The sequence below is a fragment of the Chelativorans sp. M5D2P16 genome, from assembly GCF_034427935.1.
GTDB lineage: Bacteria > Pseudomonadota > Alphaproteobacteria > Rhizobiales > Rhizobiaceae > Chelativorans.
In genome coordinates, this window is the sequence record NZ_JAXQNM010000003.1 from 74,093 (window position 1) to 95,736 (window position 21,644).

Annotated in this window: 19 protein-coding genes and 2 pseudogenes; 14 read left to right on the forward strand and 7 right to left on the reverse strand. The window is 65.5% G+C overall.

Annotated features, from left to right (window positions below):
• Positions 1–3 precede the first annotated feature (3 nt).
• Positions 4–534, forward strand: coding sequence for a protein tyrosine phosphatase (locus tag SIN08_RS01170; RefSeq protein WP_322449646.1), 531 nt, complete (start codon positions 4–6; stop codon positions 532–534).
• A 117-nt stretch (positions 535–651) separates the two neighbouring features.
• Here SIN08_RS01170 and SIN08_RS01175 read toward each other — a convergent pair.
• Positions 652–1,398 (reverse strand): annotated as a pseudogene (locus SIN08_RS01175) (malonyl-CoA decarboxylase domain-containing protein); the annotation flags it as partial.
• 114 nt (positions 1,399–1,512) lie between these two features.
• Between SIN08_RS01175 and SIN08_RS01180 the strand changes: the two are divergent.
• Positions 1,513–2,454 (forward strand): sugar-binding transcriptional regulator, encoded by a 942-nt coding sequence (locus SIN08_RS01180; protein ID WP_322449647.1) that lies wholly within the window; start codon positions 1,513–1,515, stop codon positions 2,452–2,454.
• A gap of 143 nt (positions 2,455–2,597) precedes the next feature.
• Here SIN08_RS01180 and SIN08_RS01185 read toward each other — a convergent pair whose 3' ends face one another.
• Together SIN08_RS01185 and SIN08_RS01190 are read right to left on the reverse strand one after the other, a co-directional pair.
• Positions 2,598–4,802 (reverse strand): amylo-alpha-1,6-glucosidase, encoded by a 2,205-nt coding sequence (locus SIN08_RS01185; RefSeq protein WP_322449648.1) that lies wholly within the window; start codon positions 4,800–4,802, stop codon positions 2,598–2,600.
• A 32-nt stretch (positions 4,803–4,834) separates the two neighbouring features.
• A complete protein-coding gene (locus SIN08_RS01190; protein WP_322449649.1) occupies positions 4,835–5,926 on the reverse strand; it encodes a glycosyltransferase family 4 protein in 1,092 nt (363 codons plus the stop codon).
• Positions 5,927–6,514: 588 nt separating this feature from the next.
• On the opposite strand from SIN08_RS01190, the gene SIN08_RS01195 reads away from it, so the two are divergent.
• The gene (locus SIN08_RS01195) at positions 6,515–7,690 is read left to right on the forward strand and encodes a CaiB/BaiF CoA-transferase family protein (protein WP_322449650.1); all 1,176 of its coding nucleotides are present in this window, start codon (positions 6,515–6,517) and stop codon (positions 7,688–7,690) included.
• A gap of 20 nt (positions 7,691–7,710) precedes the next feature.
• A complete protein-coding gene (locus SIN08_RS01200; RefSeq protein WP_322449884.1) occupies positions 7,711–8,838 on the forward strand; it encodes an ABC transporter substrate-binding protein in 1,128 nt (375 codons plus the stop codon).
• On the opposite strand, the gene SIN08_RS01205 is transcribed toward SIN08_RS01200, so the two are convergent.
• From SIN08_RS01205 to SIN08_RS01215, 3 genes are all read right to left on the reverse strand, one after another.
• On the reverse strand, positions 8,830–9,723 hold the full coding sequence (locus tag SIN08_RS01205; RefSeq protein ID WP_322449651.1) for an aminoglycoside phosphotransferase family protein: 894 nt from the start codon (positions 9,721–9,723) through the stop codon (positions 8,830–8,832). The genes SIN08_RS01200 and SIN08_RS01205 overlap by 9 nt on opposite strands.
• Positions 9,724–9,753: 30 nt before the next feature.
• Entirely contained in the window at positions 9,754–10,590 is an 837-nt protein-coding gene (locus SIN08_RS01210; protein ID WP_322449652.1) for an amidohydrolase, read from the reverse strand.
• A gap of 137 nt (positions 10,591–10,727) precedes the next feature.
• Positions 10,728–11,510, reverse strand: a complete 783-nt coding sequence (locus SIN08_RS01215; protein WP_322449654.1) for an IclR family transcriptional regulator — start codon at positions 11,508–11,510, stop codon at positions 10,728–10,730.
• Between the two features lie 176 nt (positions 11,511–11,686).
• On the opposite strand from SIN08_RS01215, the gene SIN08_RS01220 reads away from it, so the two are divergent.
• The 10 genes and pseudogenes from SIN08_RS01220 to SIN08_RS01265 all read left to right on the forward strand — a co-directional run bounded on the left by SIN08_RS01220 (position 11,687) and on the right by SIN08_RS01265 (position 21,135).
• The gene (locus SIN08_RS01220; protein WP_322449655.1) at positions 11,687–13,006 is read left to right on the forward strand and encodes a sugar ABC transporter substrate-binding protein; all 1,320 of its coding nucleotides are present in this window, start codon (positions 11,687–11,689) and stop codon (positions 13,004–13,006) included.
• Between the two features lie 55 nt (positions 13,007–13,061).
• Entirely contained in the window at positions 13,062–14,039 is a 978-nt protein-coding gene (locus tag SIN08_RS01225; protein WP_322449656.1) for a sugar ABC transporter permease, read from the forward strand.
• A 1-nt stretch (position 14,040) separates the two neighbouring features.
• Entirely contained in the window at positions 14,041–14,907 is an 867-nt protein-coding gene (locus tag SIN08_RS01230; RefSeq protein WP_322449657.1) for a carbohydrate ABC transporter permease, read from the forward strand.
• A gap of 3 nt (positions 14,908–14,910) precedes the next feature.
• A complete protein-coding gene (locus SIN08_RS01235; RefSeq protein WP_322449659.1) occupies positions 14,911–16,008 on the forward strand; it encodes a sn-glycerol-3-phosphate ABC transporter ATP-binding protein UgpC in 1,098 nt (365 codons plus the stop codon).
• Between the two features lie 2 nt (positions 16,009–16,010).
• Complete coding sequence (locus SIN08_RS01240; RefSeq protein WP_322449660.1) at positions 16,011–17,123, forward strand: mandelate racemase/muconate lactonizing enzyme family protein; 1,113 nt, start codon at positions 16,011–16,013, stop codon at positions 17,121–17,123.
• Between the two features lie 9 nt (positions 17,124–17,132).
• A complete protein-coding gene (locus tag SIN08_RS01245; RefSeq protein WP_322449661.1) occupies positions 17,133–17,462 on the forward strand; it encodes an L-rhamnose mutarotase in 330 nt (109 codons plus the stop codon).
• Complete coding sequence (locus tag SIN08_RS01250; protein WP_322449885.1) at positions 17,458–18,531, forward strand: Gfo/Idh/MocA family oxidoreductase; 1,074 nt, start codon at positions 17,458–17,460, stop codon at positions 18,529–18,531. Before SIN08_RS01245 ends, SIN08_RS01250 begins: the two co-directional genes overlap by 5 nt.
• 109 nt (positions 18,532–18,640) lie before the next feature.
• Positions 18,641–19,102, forward strand: a pseudogene (locus tag SIN08_RS01255) (MaoC/PaaZ C-terminal domain-containing protein); the annotation flags it as partial.
• Positions 19,103–19,116: 14 nt separating this feature from the next.
• Positions 19,117–19,842, forward strand: coding sequence for an SDR family oxidoreductase (locus tag SIN08_RS01260; RefSeq protein WP_322449663.1), 726 nt, complete (start codon positions 19,117–19,119; stop codon positions 19,840–19,842).
• A gap of 21 nt (positions 19,843–19,863) precedes the next feature.
• Entirely contained in the window at positions 19,864–21,135 is a 1,272-nt protein-coding gene (locus SIN08_RS01265; RefSeq protein WP_322449664.1) for an L-fuconate dehydratase, read from the forward strand.
• Positions 21,136–21,153: 18 nt separating this feature from the next.
• Here SIN08_RS01265 and SIN08_RS01270 read toward each other — a convergent pair whose 3' ends face one another.
• A complete protein-coding gene (locus SIN08_RS01270) occupies positions 21,154–21,606 on the reverse strand; it encodes a DoxX family protein (RefSeq protein WP_322449665.1) in 453 nt (150 codons plus the stop codon).
• Positions 21,607–21,644: the final 38 nt, after the last annotated feature.

The window sequence follows — 21,644 nt, forward strand, 5'->3', positions numbered from 1 at the left end:
GCCATGATCCATGTGACACCCCTTTCCTGCCTGACCGACATCCTGGAGACGACGCGCGCCAGCCACCTCGTCTCTCTGCTCTCCACCGAGGCCGAGCCGCCGCGGCCCGCCCACCTCGATCCGTCCTGCTGCCTTCACCTGTCCATGAACGATATCGTCGAGGAGATGCCGGAGCTGGTCGCCCCCTCGCGCGCGCATGTCGAAAATCTGCTCGATTTCGCCTACGGCTGGAACCGTGCCGCGCCGCTCGTCGTGCACTGCTTTGCCGGCATCAGCCGCTCCACAGCGGCCGCCTACACGATCGCCGCCGCCCTCCAGCCCGCCCACGACGAGATGGAACTTGCCCGCGAGCTGCGCCGCCTTGCTCCTTCAGCCACGCCGAATGCCCGCATCATCGCGCTCGCCGACGACCTTCTCGGCCGCCAGGGCCGCATGGTCGAGGCGATCCGCGCGATCGGCCGCGGCGCCGAGGCCTTCGAGGGCACGCCGTTTGCCTTGCGCATCGATGTCGCGGGCAAGGGGCGTCGGTCGTAGAGGGCCAAGTCCTTAGAATTGCCAAAGAGGGGGTAGTGCCCTGTTGTTTAGAGAGCCCTACACCCCGCGCGCCGCCGGCTCGCCATCTTCGGTGAAAGCGCCGCCGCCCTCCGGGTCGTAGAGGTAGTTGACCATCAGCCCATGCGCCTCGCGCATGGCCTTGGGCGAGCGGTCGGCCACGAAATTGATCCGCTCCAGCCGCGCGCCGTTGCCGAGATGGAAGCGCGCGACCTGGTCCATCGGGCGGCCGCGCCGATCGCGCGCTTTCAGGAGATAGAAGGCTGCGGCCGCCATGAGCGCCGGGCGCAGGGCGGCCGCCTTGTCGGGATCATGCGGCCACTCGGGATCGTCCAGCAGCGCCAGTGCCGCCCTCTGCCGGTCGTCGAGTGGTGCCGGTCCGCCTGCCGCGCGCGCTTCGGCAAGCCAGTCCGCAAAGCCGCCGACGGGGGACAGTGTGACGAAGGTTTCAAGCTGCGGCAGTTCGCGGCGCAGGATCGCCGCCGCGTCCTTGATCAGGAACTTGCCGAAGGAGATGCCGCGCAGGCCGGGCCGGCAGTTGGAGATGGAATAGAATACGGCGACCGTGGCCTCCGCGGCGCGAATCACCTCACGGCCTTCCTTGAGGATCTCGTCGATCGCCGACGGCACCTCCCGCATCAGCGCGACGGAGAGGAAGATCAGCGGTTCGTCCGGCGCCCCGGGATGAAAATCGCCGAAGCAGCGTCTGTCCTCCGGTTCCAGCCGGTCGCGCAGCGCCTTGCGGCTGCCGATCTCGTGCACGGCTTCGCAGTGCATGATCTTGTCGCGAAGTGCAGCCGGCGCAGACCAGTCGATGGAACGTAGCACGAGAAGACCCCGGTGAAACCGCAGCGAGCCAGGATCTTGCTTCGACCACTTCCCGACGGGAAGGGTCAAGGCCTATTTCCACAAACGTCTTCAGGCTGGTAAATGCTGAAACGCTCGACAGGAGAAACATGAATGGTCGTGAATGGGGCTAAGCTGGACGATGCCGCGCGCGCGGCCTGGCTCTACTACGTCGCCGGCAACACGCAGGACCAGATCGCCGCGAAGCTGGGCGTATCGCGTCAGTCGGCCCAGCGGCTGGTCTCGCTGGCGGTTTCGGAAGGGCTGGTGAAGGTCCATATCGACTACCCCATCGCCCGCTGTCTCGACCTTTCGAAGGCGCTGCGCGAGACCTACGGATTGTCCTTCTGCGAAGTGGTGCCGACCGATCCCGATTCGACGTCGGCGACGCTGGGCGTCGCCCAGGCGACGGCGCTGGAGATCGAGCGATGGCTGCGCCGCTCCGATCCGTTGGTCATCGCCATCGGCACCGGGCGCACGCTGCGTGCCGCCGTCGAACAGCTCAGCACGATCGAATGCCCCCAGCACCGCGTTGTCTCGCTGACCGGCAACATCGCACCGGACGGCTCGGCCGCCTATTACAACGTGGTCTTCACCATGGCCGACAAGGTGAAGGCGCGGTTCTTCCCCATGCCGTTGCCCGTCATCGCCTCCTCCCGCGAGGAACGCGCTACCCTGCATAGCCAGCCCATGATCCGCACGACGCTGGATCTCGCGGCCAGGGCCGACGTGACCTTCGTCGGCATCGGCGAGCTCGATGACGAAGCGCCGCTCTACCTCGACGGCTTCATCACCAGGGAGGAACTCGGGGCACTGCAGGCGGCAGGCGGGCTGACGGAGATCGTCGGCTGGGCATTCGACGGCGAAGGCCGCCTGATCGAGGGCATCACCAACGAGCGCGTGGCGAGCGCGCCGATCCCGAGCCGGGAAACCTCGATGGTCATCGCCTCGGCCATGGGCCCCAGAAAGCTGCCCGGCATCCGCATCGCCCTGAAGGGCGGCCTGATCGGCGGCCTGATCACAAACGAGACCACGGCCGAGGCGCTGCTCGGCTAGAGCATTTCGCAGCCAAGTGGAATCATTCGGCGTGGCACAAATGCGGCGAAAACGAATAGATAGAGCACCCTGCTCCAGTGGCTGTCGTTTTCGACAGGTCGTGCATCTTTGCGCCTTCCTGCGTCCTGCCGAGCAGCTTCCCCTCAATACGTGGTAGTGACCACTACCTCGCCCTCGCGTTCGAGCACATGCACGACCACCTCGGTATCGACCTGCCGCAGTGAAACGTCGAGGCGGCCTTGGGGCAGGGTTAAGCCGCGCAGGGTCACCTCCTCCAGGAATTCCGGCAGCATGGGCTGGTGGAAAGTCAGCGTGCCCTGCGCCGCATCGATTGCCATGCCGAGGCAGGATTGCAGGATGGAGAGTGGGGCCACTGCGGCCCAGGCTTGCGGCGAGCAGGCGACGGGATAGAAGGTGGGGCCGCGGCTGCGCTGGCGCGGGAAACCGCAGAAAAGCTCCGGCAGGCGCCGCAGGTCGATATAGGTGGCGGCGGAAAACAGCCCCTCGAAGACGCGTGCCGTCTCTGCGCGGAAGCCGTAACGGGCGAGTCCGGCGGCGATCAGCGCGTTGTCGTGCGGCCAGACGGAGCCGTTGTGGTAGCTCATCGGGTTATAGCGCGCCTCGGTGGTGGCGACGGTGCGGATCCCCCATCCGGAAAAGGAGGAGCGGTCCATCAGGATATCCACAACGGAGCCGGCGCGTTCGGGATATGCGATCCCGGTGAACAGCGCGTGCCCGGCATTGGAGGAGCGTATGCGGCACGCGCGCTTGTCGCCGTCGAGCGCGAGCACATAGGTGCCCAGCTCCTCGTCGAAAAAGGCCCGATCGAATTGCGCGCGCAGTTGCTCGGCCCGAGCTTCGAACTCGATCGAGCGCCCGCGTATCCCGAGCGCCTGCGCCATCTGTGCAGCCGCCTTCCACGCGGCATAGACATAGCCTTGCACCTCGGCCATGGCGATGGGGCCGACGGCGAGCCGGCCGTCGGCATGGAAGACGGCGTCGTAAGAGTCCTTCCAGCCCTGGTTGGAAAGACCCTCCACCGTGCGCCGGCCATACTCCACGAAGCCGTCACCGTCGCGGTCGCCATATTTTGTGACCCAGGCAAGCGCTGCCTCGACGTGTGGCCATAATTCGCGGATCGACGCCACGTCGCCGGTGCGCTCTAGATAGCTGCCGGCAAGGAGGACGAAGAGCGGCGTGGCATCGACACTGCCGTAATAGCGGCGGAACGGCACCTCGCCCAATTCCGCCATCTCGCCGTAGCGTACTTCGTGCAGGATCTTGCCCGGCTCTGCATCGGCAGCCGGATCCTCGGTCTGCGCCTGATTGGCGGCCAGATGTCTGAGCACACCGCGGGCGATCGCCGGGTCCAGCCAGAGGGTCTGGAGCGCGGTGATCAGCGCATCCCGCCCGAAGACGGTGCTGAACCAGGGAATGCCGGCATAGGGATAGGGGCCGTCTTCGGTCTCCGTCATCAGCATGTAGAGGTCGGCCACGGCCCGCCGCACGGCCTCGTTGAAGACGTCGTTCGATGTGGTCACCGAAGCGGCATTTCCGACGGCGGCGCGCATGGCGCGACGGGCCTCGCGCAGGCCGGAGAAGAACTGCCGGCGCGGCGTCAGCTCCCACGGGCTTTCGCCGCAGGTCACCTCGACGAAGAACTGCCGCGTCTGCCGCGGCTTGAGCTCGATCTCGTAGACGGCGCGCCCGCCGGTCAGTTCCTTCGGTGCCGGGTCGAAGCGCAACGTCGTCTGCCGCTCTACACCGTCGAGCCCGGTATAGGCGAGCACGGTGCGGTCCGCCGACACTTTCGGCGTATGCAACTTGCCTCTCCTGGCCCGCCGCGCGCCGCGCACCTCGAACAGATCCGCGAAATCCGCGGCGAAGGCCAGTTCGAGCTGCACCCGCCGGGTGGACTCGTCGTAGTTGCGCACGCTCACCCGCTCGAAGCAGGTGGCGTTCCACAAGAACCGTGTACGGCGAATATGGATGACGTCGTGCTGCAGCTCGAGCCCGCCCTCCGCGTAAAGATCGGGATTTGTGAGGTCGAAGGTGAGAAGCGCATTGTCGTCGCGCAGCATGGAGCTCAACAGCAGCGGCCGCTCGCCACCGATCGTCAGGAAGAAGTGGGAGAGATAGCGCGTGTCGCGGCAATAGATGCCCTCGGGGCTGCCGGGTCCCGAGAGCGCGTCCCCGTTGTGGTCGAACATGGAGAAGGTGTCGCCGTCCTTCTGGGTGCGCGGTCGCCGCTCCTGGAGCGGAGCGGTGGCGGCGATGAAGAACTGCGGTGTTCGTACCGTGCCGAACTCGTCCGGCTGCGGCGCGAGAGGATCGGTGCGCTCGTCCATTGCACCCACCATTCGCTTTGCGCCTTGGAAACTCAAGCCACTGTCTGCACGCCCGCTCCCGCAGCTTCTGTCGGGAACGGAATCATGTGCATGCGATGGTGCATCAGAGAATCGTAAACGTCCAGATAGTCCCTCGCCATGCGGCTGGCGCTGAAGCGCTCCTCGAAAGCGCGGCGCACGCCGGCGCGGCTGATCGCGCCGACCCGGCCGACCGCGCTCACCGCCTCCTCGACGGAACCGACGATGTAGCCGGAAACACCTTCCTCCAGCACCTCCGGAACCGAGCCGCAGCGGAAGGCGATGGTCGGCGTGCCGCAAGCCATCGCCTCGATCATCACGAGTCCGAAAGGCTCCGGCCAGTCGATCGGAAAGAGAAGTGCCGATGCGTCGCCCAGGAAGGCCGCCTTCGCCGTCTCATCCACCTCGCCCACGTAATCGACGTTGGGATGGCGGTCGATCATCGGCTTGATCACGTCGCGCCAATAGTCCTCATCGGCCTTGTCCACCTTCGCAGCGATCTTCAGCGGCATGCCGCTCCTGACCGCAATCTCGATCGCCCTGTCCGGACGCTTCTCCGGTGAGACGCGGCCGAGAAAGGCGAGATAACCGCCCTGCCCGTGCGGGCTGAACGGGAGGATATCGAGCGGCAGCCCGTGCTGCACCGTGGCCGCCCAGTTCGCCATTGGCAGCGGACGGCGCTGGTCGTCGGAAATGGAGACCACGGGGATTTCCGGGAACGCCCGGTAGAAGGGCTGGAGGTCGGGGAGATCGAGCCGTCCGTGCAAGGTGGTCACGGTGCGGTGTGCAAAGGGGCGGATAAGGGGAAAGTGCAGGAGATCGATGTGGAAATGCAGGATGTCGAATTCATCCGACCTCTGCCGCACCTCTTCCAGCATGATCAGGTGGTAGGGAATGGGGTCCCTGATGGCGGGATCGAGCCTCAGCGCCTTTTCGGCACAGGGTACGAGCTCCGCCGATGTCAGCGAATCGCCCGAGGCGAACAGCGTCACCTCGTGTCCCTGGCAGGCCAGTTCCTCGGTGAGATAGGAGACAATGCGTTCCGTTCCGCCGTAGAGCTTCGGGGGAACGCTTTCGGCCAGCGGCGCAATCTGGGCGATCTTCATCGGCAACACCTCCTCTTTAGAGCAAGCATCACAAGGGTGCCCGGGAACGGGCGAAGGAACACCGAATGCGGGTAGTTCGCCGATGATTTAGGAGCCGTTTTGCCGGCGAAAAGAGGGGCCGCGCATTTTTGCACGAGGGCGGTCGCCTCAACCGCGCCTCGGGGGGTCGTGGGGGCCGGTCTTCGTCTACGAGGCGCGCTTTCTCGATATCGTCCCCGACCAGCGCATCATCTATGCCTTCGACATGCATTTCGGGGACAGGCGCGCCACGGAAGAAGGCATGGACCGGCTGCAGCCGTTTCTCGACGGCGCGCTTTAGGGCCTCGGCCGTTTGCGGCGCGAGGCGGGTTTTCGGTGCGGAGCCTCTCGCGCCTCTTCTGTCTTGAAGGTATCGGAATAGCGCCGGCAATCCCTCGCCGCGCGGCGGCAAGCGCTCGCCGTCGACCCGGCCGCGAAACGCCCCTTGCACGATATCCCATATTTAAATAGTTTCTTCACAAGAAAACAGGCTCACCCTTGTGGAGGAGACATGCCGAACCTATTCAAAGGCGCGCCCCGGACCGGACGGGCGGCCTGGGAGCACGCCCGATGACGGGTGCCGACAGTGCACAGGACGAGGATCTCCCGCTTGCCGGGCTCGTCGTGGTGGACATGAGCCAATTCCTTTCCGGGCCGTATTGCTCGCTGCGTCTCGTGGATCTCGGCGCGCGGGTGATCAAGATCGAGCGCCCGGGCGCCGGCGACCTGTCCCGCCAGCTTTATCTGAGCGACACGGAGATCGGCGGGGATTCGACCATCTTCCACGCCATCAACCGGGGCAAGGAGAGCCTTGCCGTCGACCTGAAGAACGCGGACGACCTTGCCGCCCTGCGCAAGCTCCTGAAACGGGCGGACGTGCTGATCCAGAATTTCCGCCCCGGGGTCATCGAGCGCCTCGGCCTCGACTATGCCTCCGTGCGCGCCATCAACCCGGGCATCGTCTACGCCTCGATCAGCGGCTATGGCGAAGACGGCCCGTGGGTGGCGCGGCCCGGCCAGGACCTGCTCGCGCAGGCGCGCTCCGGCGTCATGTGGCTGAGCGGCGACGACGGCCAGGGGCCCGTGCCCTTCGGCCTCGCGGTGGCCGACATGCTGGCCGGCGCGGCGGCCGCGCAGGGCATTCTCGCCCGCCTCGTGCGCCGCGGCATCACCGGCAAGGGGGGGCACGTGCAGACCAGCCTTCTGGAAGTGCTGGTGGACCTGCAATTCGAGGTCCTGACGACCTTCCTCAACGACGGTCGCCGCCTGCCCAGACGCTCGGCCGTGCGCAGCGCGCACGCTTATCTCGCCGCCCCCTACGGCGTCTATCCTGCAAGCGACGGCTTCATCGCCATCGCCATGACGCCGCTCCCCAAGCTCGCCGAGCTGATGGAGATCACCGCACTCGCGCCCTATCGCGACGATCCGGCGAGCTGGTTTTCCAAGCGCGACGAAATCAAGGCCATCATCGCCGAGCGGACGGCGGAGAAGACCGTCGGGGAGTGGCTCGCGATCCTCGAGCCGGCGGATATCTGGTGTTCCAAGGTGCTCGACTGGAACGACCTCATGGACCACGAGGGCTTCAAGCATCTGGACATGCTGCAGACCGTCCGCCGCGAGGACGGCGTGTCGATCACCACCACCGCCTCGCCCATCCGCCTCGGCGGACAGCGGGCCAAGGTCGACCGCGCCGCCCCGCGCGTCGGCGAACACAGCGAAAAGATCCGTCGGGAGTTCGGCCTGTGAGCACCGTCAAACTGAGAGGCATGACCTGGAACCATCCGCGCGGCTACGACCCGATGGTCGCCTGCGCGCGGCTTTGGCGCGAAAGGACCGGTGTCGAGATCGCCTGGGACGCGCGCTCGCTGCAGGATTTCGAATCCTTTTCCGTCGAAGAGCTTGCCCGCCGCTACGACCTGATTGTCATCGACCACCCGCATGTCGGCCAGATCACGGCTGAAGGGTGCCTTACCCCGCTCGACGTGCCGGGGCGCGAGGTGGACCGCGCCGCACTGGCCAAAGGCAGTATCGGGAGATCCTATCCGAGCTACGAATGGCAGGGGCACCAGTGGGCTTTTCCGATCGACGCGGCGGCCCAGGTGCAGGCCTGGCGGCCCGACCTTCTGGAACGCGCGCCGACGGTGTGGACGGAGGTGCAGGCGCTCGCCCGCGAGGGGCGCGTGCTCGTGCCACTGCGTCCGCCGCACTCGCTCATGTGCTTCTTCACCCTCGCCGCGCATCTCGGCCATCCTTGCGCGGAAACGTCCGGCGAAGAGGGCGCGCTGATCGATGAGGAGGCGGGCGCCACCGTCTTCGAGATCATGCGCGAGCTTGCGGATCTGGTGGATTCCGCCTGCATGGACATGGACCCCATCGCCGTTTCGGAGGCGATGGCAGAGGAAGGCGCCCGCATCGCCTGCGCGCCGCTCATCTATGGCTACGTCAGCTACGCGGTTGAAGGTTTCCGACCGCACCGCCTGTCCTTCGCCGACATCCCGACGATGGGCAGCGGCGGTCCCGTGGGCTCCGCCCTCGGCGGCACGGGCATTGCGGTCTCGGCCTTTTCGGCGGCACGGGAAGCGGCGATCGACTTCGCCTACTGGGTGGCGAGTGGCCCGGTCCAGCGCGGTCCCTTCGCTGAGGCCGGCGGCCAGCCCGGCCACGCCGAGGCCTGGGAGGACGACGCCGTCAACGCCGCGACGGGCGACTTCTACCGCGCCACCCGGATGACGCTTGAAGGCGCCTGGCTGCGCCCGAGACACGATGGCTACATGGCCTTTCAGGAGAAGGCCTCGGAGCGGGTGAACCGCGGCTTGCTGGAAAAGCACGATGGCCGCGCTGTCGTAGCCGACCTCAACCGGCTGTTTGCAAGGTCACGCCGACCGTCAGGATGAGCTGCCCTCGCGGCAGCCCGGCGTGGATGCCCAGCGGGCGACGCTCTCGATCATTTCGCCAACATGCCGCCGGTCGTCGGCGAGCTCCGCCAATTCGGAAAGGCGATGGGTTCCGGTCAGAACATCGATGCGGCGACGGTCGAGAGGCTGCCCGGTCAGCTTCTCATATTCGGAGACGACCCGCGCCGTCAGATCACGGGAGATGAAATTGGTGTAGATGAATTCCTGATGGAGATCGCCGAAGCCTGAGTCGCCGAAATCGTAAATGCCGTTGAGGGTGGATGTTTCATGGTCGAAGGCCATGTTCCAGCCATGGCCGTCGAAGAAACCATAGGTGCTGCCGCAGGGGTCGGCGCCCATTTCTTCAAATCCGGCCAGCGTCCGCTCCGCAAAGCTGCGCAATTCGGACGGAAGAACGGGGATCGCCTTTGCCCGGATCTTCTCCGGAGCAAGCCAGGGTTCGATCGGTTCCGCGCCCGCCGCAGCCAGCTCGTCCCGATCCAATGCATGCAGTTCGGCGTAGAAGAGCGCGATCCGCGACGCGAGGCGTTGCCGGTCCCGCTCCTCCAACCGGTCATAGTCGGCCGTGACCAGGTGATCGCCCTGCAGCTTCTCGTGCCGCGAGAAGAGGGGCGGGCCCGATTGCACGGCTAACTCGGGAACCGGTACCGAAACCGCCGGGCGGATAACCGCGAGCAGTCTCGCCTCCCTTACGAGCGCCCTTTCGGCCTCCGCATGACGCGGAAACTTGAATATCCAGCGGTTGTCGACATCCACCCCTGTCGAATCCCAACCCTTGGACAAAAGGGTAAAGCTGGCGCCCGACAGCTCGGGGAAGCTGTCGAGGATCAGTCTCTTCAGTGATTCCAGTTCAGCCTCGGCCATAGCTCGCGTCCATACGCGTGCGCGACGATGTCAAAGCCCCCAGATCCGCCGCGCGTTCTGCCGGAAGAGCTTCGCCCTTTCCTCCTCGCTTGCGCCTGCGAAGAGCACCTGCGTGGCGGCCGCCCAGGTGGAAAGGCCGCCGCCCAGCGTGCAGACGGGCCAGTCGCTGCCCCAGACCACGCGGTCAAAGCCGAAACAGTCGACCGTGTGCTCGACCCAGGGGCGCAGGGTCTCCACCGTCCAGCTTTCCGGGTCGGCATAGGCGACCACGCCGGAAATCTTGGCCGCCACGTTCGGCCGGCGGGCGATCTCGGCCATGTGGGCGCGCCACGGCTCGACCGCATCGCCCTTGATGTCCGGCACGCCGCAATGGTCGAGGATGAACTGCACGTCCGGCGCAAGGTCGGCAAGCGCCATCGCCTTGGGCAATTGCCGCGGCAGGACGCAGAGATCGAAGGTAAAGCGGGTGCCCGAAAGCCGGCCGATGTTCTCGCGGAAAAGCGCCCCCTCGGACACGTCGTCCGGCACGACATGCAGCACGCGGCGGAAGCCCTTCACCAGCGGGTTTTCCTGCTGTCGCTCCAAAAACGCGGCAAAGCCCGCGTTCTCCGGGCGGCAGGCGGCGATCGCGCCGACGAGCAGGCTGTCCGGGCGCCCCTTCAGCCCGCCCACATAGTCGATCTCGGCCTCGATGTCGTCCTCTGCGACGTCGACTTCCATGTGCAGGGTGTTCTCTATGCCCACCCGGCGGGCTTCTCGCGCATAGGCCTCGTAGGAAAAATCCCGGTCGAGCGCCGGCGTGCCGGAAAGCCACGGGTAGCTGAGCTCCGTGCGGTCGATGACGTGCAGATGCGTGTCGATGAACATTGGTCCTCCCTCCTCTGAGGTGCAGCTATTTCCTCAAAATAGAGCCGTTCCCGGACAGTCGGGGCGCTTTATAACCCTCTGTCCGGCAGAACAGGCGGGTGTAGAGCGCACCGGCTTCTCTTGTTGAACCGATCACACTAACCCCCGCCTACCCCGGCGCCGGCAAGCTGTGAAAGCCGCTCGGTGGTCTTGAGCACGAGTTGCATGGTGCCGGAGATGTCCGGCGCGCCCTGGGTGTTGACGAGCGCAATGTAGGGCACGGTGAGCGCGGCGATGGCCTTGCCGTCCGGCCCGAGAACCGGGGCGGACAGGTTGAAGACGCCGGCCGTCTGGGCACTCGGCATCATCTCGTAGCCGCGGTCGCGGATCTGATCGAGCCGGTCGAAGAACTCCGGCGAAAGCGCCGGCTTCTCGTTGCTGCGGGCGTTCTCGGCGATCATCATCTCGCGCTCTTCCGGTGAGCGGAAGGCGAGCAGCACATGGCCGGACCCCGTATCGAACAGGCCGATATGGGAGCCGACGCGGATGGAGATGCCCCAGTAGCCGGGCGCCTCCTGCTGGGCGATGACGACGGCCGAGCCGCGGTCGAAGACGGCGAGCTGATTCGCCTGGCGCGACTCCTCGGCAAGCTCGCGCATCAGCGGCGTGGCGTAGGAGACCAGCCGCCGCACCGGCGCGTGGAGCTGCGCCAGGCCGAACAGCTTCAGGGTAAGCGAGAAACGGTCGCCGTCGATCCGCGTGACGTAGCCGCGGCGCACCAGCCGGTCGAGCATGCGGTAGAACTCGTTCGGGCTGCGCCCGAGGTGCTTGGCGATCTCCGCCTGCGTCATGCCGCCGTCGACGCCCGCCAAAAGCTCCAGGATATCAAGGCCCTTGTCCAGGGCAGGCGCGCGGTAGCGCTCGTTCTCTTCCTCTTTCACAGCCCTCTCCGATAAAGCCCGTTCTTCATATACGCAACCGAACGCAGGGTGCAATTGCGGTTTGCGCTTGACGCCCATCATAGCAGATGTTTGTATATGAATTAAGCTCTCACCAATGAGAGCAACGAATGGAGCCCCGGCGCCTTTGCCGCGGGCGCTTGCCTTGGGAGGTCATCATGAAAAAGTCGCTCCGCGGCGCCTCGATCGGCGTTCTCGCCCTGGTGATTGCGGCCGCGCCCGCCGCCGCGCAGGAACTGCCGGGAAGCTTCGAGGGCGTCACCATCGACGCCAAGCTGATCGGCGGCCAGCAGTACGAGGCGCTCTATGCCCGCATCGCCGAATGGGAAGAGGCGACGGGCGCGACGGTCAACGTCGTCTCGAAGAAGAACCATTTCGAGCTCGACAAGGAGATCAAGTCGGACATCGCCACCGGCACCATCAGCTGGTGCGTGGGTTCCAACCACTCCTCCTTCGCTCCGCAATATCCCGACATCTACACGGATCTTTCGGCACTCCTGCCGCAGGAAGAGATCGACGCCTTCGTGCCGGCCAACATCAAGGCCTCCACCCTCGACGGCAAGCTCGTCATGCTGCCGCGCGCGCAGTTCGACGTCTCCGCGCTCTACTACCAGAAGAGCCTTTACGAGGACGAAGAGAAGAAGGCCGCTTTCCAAGAGGAGTACGGCTACGAACTGGCGCCGCCCGACACCTGGGAAGAGGTCGCCGACCAGGCGAAGTTCTTCGCCGACCCCCCGGATTTCTACGGCACCCAGTTCGCCGGCAAGGAAGAGGCCATCAACGGCCGTTTCTACGAGATGCTGGTGGCGGAAGGCGGCGAATATCTGGACGCAGAGGGCCGTCCCGCCTTCAACTCCGAGGCCGGCGTGCGGGCGCTCAACTGGTTCGTCGATCTCTACGAGGCCAAGGCCGTGCCGGCGGGCACGACCAACTATCTGTGGGACGATCTCGGCCAGGGCTTCGCCTCCGGCACCGTCGCCATCAATCTCGACTGGCCGGGCTGGGCGGGCTTCTTCAACGATCCCGAATCCTCCAAGGTCGCCGGCAATGTCGGCGTGAAGGTGCAGCCGAAGGGCTCTTCCGGAAAGCGCACCGGCTGGTCCGGCCATCACGGTTTCTCGGTCACCGAGAACTGTGCCGACAAGGAAGCCGCCGCCTCGCTGGCCTGGTGGCTGACCAACGAGGACAGCCAGAAGCTCGAAGCCTCGGCCGGTCCGTTGCCCACCCGCACGGGGGTGTGGGACTGGGTGATTGCGGAGGCCGAGGACGATCCCTACCGCCAGGAGGTGCTGGCGGCGTTCCAGAAGGCGGCGGAGCATGCCTTCCCGGTGCCGCAGACGGCCGCCTGGATCGAGATCTCCAACGCCGTCTACCCCGAGCTTCAGGCCGCCATCCTCGGCGACAAGACCCCGCAGCAGGCGCTCGACGACGCCGCCGGGGAAGCGACCATGATCCTCGAGGATCTGGGCGAACTCTGAGGTATCCTCCCATGGGGGCGCGGCGCCTCACGCGCCGCGCCCTTGCCTTTTGCAGATGAGCGATATGAAATTCGGCGCGACAACCATAGAGGCACGGCGTTCCTTCACGCCCCCCTTGGGCAAAGGCAGGCGGTTCGGTTGGCGCTGGCGCCTGCCCGCCCCCCTCCTTCTGCTGCTCCCCGCCTTCATCGTGCTGGCGGCGGTGGTGGTCGTCCCGCTTCTCCTGTCGCTGTGGTCGAGCTTCACGCCGTTCCGGCTCACCCGTCCCGATTCCATCTGGACCTTCATCGGCCTGCGCAATTACGAGCGGCTTTTCACCGACTGGGACTTCTGGGTCGCCTTCGGGCGCACGGTGCTTCTGCTCACCTTCGCCCTCAATCTCGAGATGGTGCTGGGCCTCGGCCTTGCCCTCCTGGTGGAGAAGGCCACCCGCGGCCAGCGCATGCTTCGCACCATCATGATGTTTCCGATGATGTTCTCGCCGGTGTTGGTCGGCTTCCAGTTCAAGTTCATGTTCAACGACAATGTCGGGCTGATCAACAACGCACTGCAATCGCTCGACCTCACCGACCAGGCGATCCCCTGGCTGATCGACGGCACGCTCGCCTTCATCGCCATCCTGACGGCGGAGGTGTGGTCATCGACGGCCGTCTTCGCGATCTTCATCCTCGCCGGCCTCATGGCCATGCCGCGCGAGCCGGTGGAAGCCGCAAGGGTGGACGGCTGCACGCCCTGGCAGACCTTCCGCTATGTCACCTGGCCCTATCTCATGCCGTTCGCCTTCATCGCCATGACGATCCGCTCGCTCGACATCGCGCGCGCCTACGACATCGTGAAGATCATGACCGACGGCGGGCCGGCGGGACGCACCGAGATCCTGTGGACGCTGATCGCGCGCACCGGCTATTCCGACGCCCGCATGGGCCTTGCAAACGCCATGGCCTATGTCGCCATTTTGCTGTCGATCGTCTTCACGGCCATCTTCTTCCGGCAACTCGCCAAGGCGCGTGCCCAGGTGGGAGCGGAGTGGTAGGATGGATACAAACGCCGCACACCGCCTGAAGCGCGGCTTCGCCAAGGCAGCCCATCTCGTCGGTCTGTTCCTGGCCATGGCCGTCATCTGCCTGCCGGGCTTCTGGATCGTGCTTTCCTCGCTCAGACCGACGGTCGAGATCATGGCCAAGCCGCCGGTCTGGATCCCGCGCGAATTGTCCTTCGAGGCCTATGTCGCCATGTTTTCCGGCGTCGGCAGCGGCGGCATTCCCGTCATCGACTATTTCACCAACTCGCTCGTCATTTCCGTCACCTCGACGGTCATAGCGCTCGCCGTCGGCATGGCCGGCGGCTACGCGTTCGCGCGCTACCGCTTCCGCTTCAAGTCCTCCATCTTCCTGGGCTTCATGCTGACGCGCACCGTGCCGGGCATCGCCCTGTCGCTGCCGCTCTTCTACGTCTATGCCAAGCTCGGCATCATCGACACCCATTTCGGGCTGATCCTTGCTTATGTGGCGCTCAACGTGCCCTTCACGATCTGGCTGATCGACGGCTTCTTCCGTCAGGTGCCGAAGGATCTGGCCGAAGCAGCACAGATCGACGGCTGCACGCGCTGGCAGGCGTTCTGGCAGGTGGAGTTTCCGCTCGCCCGCCCGGGCATCGCGTCTGCCGGCATCTTCGCCTTCCTGATCTCCTGGAACGAGTTCGCGCTGGCCTCGCAGCTCACGCGCTCCACGAACTCGAAGACGTTGCCCGTCGGCCTCCTCGACTACACGGCGGAGTTCACCATCGACTGGCGCGGCATGTGCGCGCTTGCCGTGGTGATGATCATCCCCGCCCTCACCCTCACCTTCATCGTCCAGAAACATCTCGTCTCCGGCCTCACCTCCGGCGCGGTGAAAGGATAGGCCATGGCCACCGTCTCCCTCAAAGGTCTCGTGAAGCGTTACGGCCCCGTGCCGGTCGTTCACGGCATCGACCTCGACGTCGCCGATCGCGAGTTCATCGCCCTTGTGGGCCCATCGGGCTGCGGCAAGTCCACGACGCTCAGGATGATCGCCGGTCTGGAAGACATTTCCGGTGGCGAGATCCGCATTGGCGGCCGCGTGGTCAACGACCTGCCGCCGCGATCGCGCAACATCTCCATGGTCTTCCAGTCCTACGCGCTCTACCCGCACATGACCGTCGCGGAGAACATGGGCTTTTCGCTGAAGATCGCCGGTAGATCCAAGGACGAGATCGCGGCGCGCGTGGCCGAGGCCGCGAAGACACTGGGACTTGAGGAACTGCTGGAGCGGCGCCCCTCCCAGCTTTCAGGCGGGCAGCGTCAGCGCGTCGCCATGGGCCGCGCCATCGTGCGCAACCCGGAGGTCTTCCTCTTCGACGAGCCGCTGTCCAATCTCGACGCCAAGCTCCGGACGCAGATGCGCATCGAGATCAAGAAGCTGCACGCGAAGGTCAACTCCACGGTCGTCTACGTCACCCACGACCAGGTGGAGGCGATGACGCTCGCCGACCGTATCGTCATCATGCGCGACGGCTATATCGAGCAGGTGGGCACGCCGGAGGAAGTCTTCCGCCGACCGGCCACCCATTTCGTCGCCGGCTTCATCGGCTCGCCGCCCATGAACCTGCAAGAGGCGGTGGTGGACGACGGCAAGCTCGCCTTCGCCAATGGCGATACGCTCCCCCTGCCCCGCCGGTTCCGCGAACAGGTAACGGCGGGCCGGAAGGTGGTGTTCGGGCTCAGGCCCGACGATCTCTACCCCGCCGGTCACGGCATCCATTCGGGCGAAGATACGGACGTGCATACGATGGAGCGCCCAATTTCGCTGACGGAGCCGCTCGGCAACGAGACGCTCGTCTTCGCCGAGTTTGGCGCGCGCGAATGGATCTCGCGCATGCTCAACCCGAAGACGCTGAGGCCGGGCGAAAAGGTGGACCTGTCCTTCGACCTGTCGCAGGCGCACCTCTTCGACGCCGAAACGGGCAAGAGCTTGAGGACCTGACAATGGCACGCATCGAAAAGGTCGAGATGCGCATGGTGGACCTGGTGCCGAAGGTCAAGCGCACCGACGCCATCCAGAGCTTCGTCTCGCAGGAAACGCCGATCGTCACCATCACGGACTCCGACGGCGCGTCCGGCACGGGCTACAGCTACACGATCGGCACCGGCGGCTCCTCCGTCATGCGGCTTCTGGCCGACCACCTGGCGCCGCGGCTCATCGACCGCGACGCGGACGAGGTTGAGGCGATCTGGCACGCGCTGGAGTTCTCGACACACGCGACCACGGTGGGCGCCATTACGGCGATCGCACTCGCCGCCGTCGACACCGCGCTGTGGGACCTGCGTGCCAAGAAGTGCGGTCTGCCCTTGTGGAAGCTCGCGGGCGGTGCGAAGGACCGTTGCCCGCTCTACACGACCGAGGGCGGCTGGCTGCACATCGAGACGCAAGCGCTGGTCGACGACGCGCTTGCCGCGCAGGTGCAGGGCTTCCGCGGCTCGAAGGTGAAGATCGGCAAGCCGCACGGGGCGGAGGATTTCGGTCGCCTGGAAGCGGTCCGCAAGGCGGTGGGCGAGACCTACGAGATCATGACGGATTGCAACCAGGGCTTCACGCTGGACGAGGCGATCCGCCGGGCCGAGCGCTTGCGTCCGCTCGACATCGCCTGGTTCGAGGAGCCGCTGCCGGCCGACGACATCGACGGCCATGTGCGCCTGTCGCGCTCCACGTCGACGCCGATCGCCATCGGCGAGTCGCTTTATTCGATCCGACATTTCCGCGAATATATGCAGAAGGGTGCCTGCTCGGTCGTGCAGGTCGATGTCGGCCGCATCGGCGGCATCACGCCCTGGCTGAAGGTGGCGCACGCGGCGGAGGCCTTCGACATTCCCGTCTGCCCCCATTTCCTGATGGAGCTGCATGTCAGCCTCGTCTGTGCCGTGCAGAACGGCAAGTATGTCGAGTACATTCCGCAACTCGACGAGTTGACGGCGAGCGGCATGAAGGTGGAGGACGGAGAGGCCTTCGCCCCGGATATGCCGGGCATCGGCATCGATTGGGACTGGAATGCGGTGAGGGCGAAGAGCCTGCCCGCGTTCACCACCGAGATAACGGCATAGGAGGAGACAATGCAGCGCATGGGAATGGTTCTCGGCCTGAAGCCGGGCAAGGTGGAGGAATACAAGCGCCTGCACGAGGCCGTCTGGCCGGAGGTGCTTTCGATGATCTCGGCCTGCAACATCAGGAACTACACGATCTTCCTCAAGGAGCCGGAGAACCTGCTCTTCGCCTACTGGGAGTATCACGGAGACGATTTCGCGGCCGATGCCGCCAAGATGGCGGCAGATCCCAAGACGCAGGAATGGTGGTCCGTCTGCATGCCGCTCCAGGAGCCGCTGGAGACGCGAAAGGAAGGCGAATGGTGGGCCATGATGGAGAACGTGTTCCATCATGATTGAGCCGGCCTTCGATCCTGCGACGCTTACCCAGTCCTGGCCGAAGCCCGCCAACCCTCGGCCCATCGTCACCTTCGGTGCCGGCTCGATCGTCGGTGATGCGCATTTCCCCGCCTATCGAAAAGCGGGCTTCCCCGTCGCCGGGCTTTACGATCCCGACCGCGCCAAGGCCGAGAAGCTGGCGAACGAGTGGGGCGTGAAGGTCTTCACCTCCGTCGAGGAAGCCATGGCGGTGGAAGGCGCGGTCTTCGATCTCGCCACGCCGCCCGCCCGGCACGCGGAGGTGCTTTCAGCTCTCCCCGACGGCGCGGCCGCGCTCATACAGAAGCCCATGGGGAGCAATCTGGAAGAGGCGACGGAGATCCTGACTCTTTGCCGGGAAAAGAACCTCAAGGCGGCGGTCAACTTCCAGCTCCGCTTCGCGCCCATGATGCTGGCGCTGAAGGATGCAGTCCGCCAGGGCTGGCTGGGCGAGGTGGTGGATTTCGATGCCTGGCTGGCGCTCGCCACGCCGTGGCAGCTCTGGCCCTTCCTGAAGGGCCTGCCGCGCATCGAGATCGCCATGCATTCGATCCATTATCTCGATTTCGTCCGTCAGCTCCTGGGCGATCCGAAAGGCGTCCACGCCAAGACGATCGGCCATCCCGGTCACGATGTCGCCCAGACGCGCACCAGCGCCATTCTCGACTACGGGGAGACCGTGCGCTGTGCGCTTTCCGTCAACCACGACCATGATTTCGGGCGCAAACACCAGGCCTGCGAATTCCGCATCTGCGGCACGCAAGGCGCGGCCTATCTGAAGCTCGGCGTCAATCTCGACTACCCGCGCGGCGAGCCGGACGTCCTGGAGATCTTCCCGAAGGGAGGCGACGGCTGGGTGAACGTGCCGCTCGCCGGCACGTGGTTTCCCGATGCCTTCGCCGGCCGCATGGCCAATCTCCAGCGCTTCGTCTCGGGTGAGGACGACACGCTTGTCAGTTCCGCCGAGGACGCCTGGAACACCATGGCGCTGGTGGAGGCCGCCTACCAGTCGAGCGCGGCACCCGCCACGCCCCTTGCAAAGAGACCGTAGAGCGCCATGAGCTTGAGCCCTCAATATGCAACGTCATCCCGGACAGCCTGCACTGTCGCTCCGGCTTCCGGGATGACGCCCCCGTAAGCGTGCCCTCCAGTTCGACAGGCGGAAAACCATGGAAGACGTAAGGTATTTCGAGGACTACGCAATCGGTTCCACCCGCACCACGACGGGACGGACCATCACCGAGACCGATTTCGTCGTACACGCCGGCCACACCGGCGATTTCTTCCCGCACCACATGGATGCGGAATTCATGAAGTCGACGCCCTTCGGCCAGCGCATCGCCCACGGCACCATGGTCTTTGCCATCGGGGTGGGGCTCACGGCCAACGTCATCAACCCGGTCGCCTTCTCCTACGGCTATGACAGGCTGCGCTTCGTGAAGCCGGTCTTCATCGGTGATACGCTCCGCACCCGCACGACGATCACCGCCAAGGAGGACGACCCGAAGCGTCCCGACGCCGGCCGGGTCGTCGAGCGGTGCGAGGTCTTGAACCAACGCGACGAGGTCGTGCTCGCCGCCGATCACATCTATGTGGTGGAGCGGCGCGCGAAGGCCGCCTAGCATAAGGACTTAAGATGAGCCAGTTGGACGGAAAGACAGTACTGATAACAGCCGCGGCGCAAGGCATCGGCCGCGCGAGCGCCCTCGCCTTCGCCCACGCCGGCGCGAAGGTCGTTGCCACGGACGTCAACGAGGCGCTGCTCAAGGAGTTCGAGGCCGGCATCCTCACGCGCAAGCTCGACGTTCTGGACGATCAGGCAGTGAAGGCGCTCGTGGCCGAGATCGGCCCCGTGGACGTGCTGTTCAACTGCGCCGGGGTCGTCCATTCCGGTAATATCCTCGAGATGAAGGACGAGGACCTGGAGTTTGCCTTCGACCTCAACGTCAAGGCGATGGTGCGCACCATCCGTGCCGTGCTGCCGGGCATGATCGAGCGCGGGGGTGGCGCCATCGTCAACATGTCCTCGGTCGCCTCGAGCATGAAGGGGGTGCCCAACCGCTTTGCCTACGGCACGACGAAAGCCGCCGTCATCGGGCTAACCAAGGCGGTCGCCGCCGATTACGTGGCCCAAGGAATCCGCTGCAACGCCATCTGCCCAGGCACGGTGGACAGCCCCTCGCTCCAGGAGCGGCTGAAGGAGACGGGCGACTACGAGGCCGCCCGCAAGGCCTTTATCGCCCGCCAGCCCATGGGCCGGCTCGGCACGGCCGAGGAGATCGCCGATCTCGCGGTTCACCTCGCCGCCGCCACCTACACCACCGGCCAAGCCTATGCCATCGACGGCGGCTGGACAATCTGATCTCGCAGGAAGAGGCGCACCTTGACCCGCATCACCGACCTGCGCACCCACGACCTGCGCTTTCCCACCTCCCAGTCGCTCGACGGTTCGGACGCGATGAATCCGGATCCGGACTATTCCGCTGCCTATGTGGTGCTGGGAACGGACACGCCGGGGCTCGAGGGGCACGGGCTTACCTTCACCATCGGCCGCGGCAACGACATCTGCTGCCACGCCATTGAGGCGATGCGGCATCTTGTGGTGGGGCTGGAGCTCGACTGGATCCGCGAGGACCCGGCGCGCTTCTGGCGGCACGTGACGGGCGACAGCCAGCTGCGCTGGATCGGGCCCGACAAGGGCGCCATGCACCTGGCCACAGGCGCGGTCGTCAACGCGGCCTGGGACCTGTGGGCGAAGGCCGAGGGCAAGCCCGTCTGGCGGCTGGTGGCGGAGATGTCTCCGGAAGAGATCCTGCGCATCGTCGACTTCCGCTACCTCACCGACGCCATCACGCCCGAGGAAGCGCTCGACATCCTGAAGCGCGCCGAGAATGGCAAGGCCGAACGCATCGCCACGCTTACGCGCGAGGGCTATCCCTGTTACACGACCTCGGCCGGCTGGCTCGGCTATTCCGATGAAAAGCTCGCACGCCTCTGCCGGGAAGCGGTCGAGGCCGGCTTCGACCATGTGAAGCTGAAGGTCGGCCGCGACCTTCAGGACGATATCCGGCGTCTGAAGATCGCCCGCGAGGTGCTGGGGTCGGACCGCTACCTCATGATCGATGCCAACCAGGTGTGGGAGGTCGATCAGGCGATCGACTGGGTGAGGAAGCTCGCCTTCGCCAAGCCTTATTTCATCGAGGAGCCGACGAGCCCGGACGACGTAGCCGGCCACAGGAAGATCCGCGAGGCGGTGGCGCCGGTGAAGGTCGCCACCGGCGAGATGTGCCAGAACCGCATCCTCTTCAAGCAGATGATCGCCGGCGGCGCCATCGACGTGGTGCAGATCGACGCCTGTCGCATGGGCGGGCTGAACGAAGTGCTGGCGGTGCTCCTCATGGCGGCCAAATACGGTCTGCCCATCTGGCCGCACGCCGGGGGCGTGGGCCTTTGCGAATACGTCCAGCACCTGTCGATGATCGACTATGTGGCCGTGTCCGGCACGAAGGAGGGCCGGGTGATCGAATATGTCGACCACCTGCACGAGCACTTCCTCGAGCCCTGCCTGATCGAAAACGCCGCTTACATGCCGCCGAGAGCGCCAGGCTTCTCGATCCAGATGAAACCGGAGTCGATCAAGGCTTACGGGCGATGAGGCGCCCTTCGCGCCCCCTCAGAATTCCCGCCCGATCCGCGCGTCGACCGAGTGGCGGTTGCCGCCGCGGATGACGAAGTAGAAGAACATCGTCGCCCAGAGGATGGACTTCTCCGCGCCCTGGTAGCCCTGCTCCAGGGTGATCCAGTGGAACCAGACGGTGACGAGAAGCACGAACATCGCCGCAAACGCGGCGGGGCGCGTCAGAAAGCCGATGGCGACGAAAATGCCGCCGAAGAACTCGGTCAAGGAAAGCAGAAGCGACCAGAACGCGCCCGGGTAGAAGCCGAGTCCTTCCACCATGCCCGCCGCGCCGAACGGATCGAGGATCTTGCCGTAGCCGTGCGTGACCAGCGCAAGGCCGGCGACGACGCGCAGGACCGTCTCGGCACCCTCATGCGCGGGCCCGTAAATGCGTTCGAGCGCCGGCACGAAAAGACGGCGCCCGGCGGTGTCGGTGGTGTTGCTCATGCCGATTTGTTCCTTCCTGAAAAACGTATGCGCAGAAA